Below are 440 nucleotides of genomic sequence, written 5' to 3'. Positions count from 1 at the left end.
CCACCGCGACCAGCGCGGCGATCACCTCGTCGATGTTCATGTCGCTCGTGTCCACGTGCACGGCGTCGTCGGCCGCGCGCAGCGGGGACACCGCCCGGGTGGAGTCGAGGTGGTCGCGGCGTTGCACGGCGGCCAGCACCGCGTCGTAGTCGTCGCCGCGACCTTCCGCGATGTTCTGGGCGTTGCGCCGGTGGGCGCGTGCCTCGGCGGAGGCGGTCAGATAGATCTTGACGTCCGCGTCCGGGAACACGACGGTGCCGATGTCGCGGCCTTCGACGACGATGCGCTCGGCGGCGCGGCCGATCTGCCGTTGCGCGGCCACGAGCATCTCCCGCACCTGCGGCACCGCGGACACGGCGGACACGGCGGCGGTGACCTCGGCGCCGCGGATCTCGCCGCGCACGTCCTGGCCGTCGAGACGGATGTCCTCGACCGTCGGG

The 440-nt window shown here is 73.2% G+C and carries 1 protein-coding gene; it reads right to left on the bottom strand.

Features of this window, described 5'->3' with window-relative positions; translation table 11 throughout:
- Positions 1 to 440: (d)CMP kinase (cmk, locus tag I0Q12_RS01365; RefSeq protein ID WP_231609805.1), on the bottom strand; the 440-nt coding region annotated here is incomplete at both ends.

The organism is Rhodococcus sp. CX (assembly GCF_015865005.1).
Taxonomy (GTDB): domain Bacteria; phylum Actinomycetota; class Actinomycetes; order Mycobacteriales; family Mycobacteriaceae; genus Rhodococcus.
The sequence above is the reverse complement of the archived record's forward strand: the minus strand, read 5'-3'. Positions and strand labels throughout refer to the sequence as shown.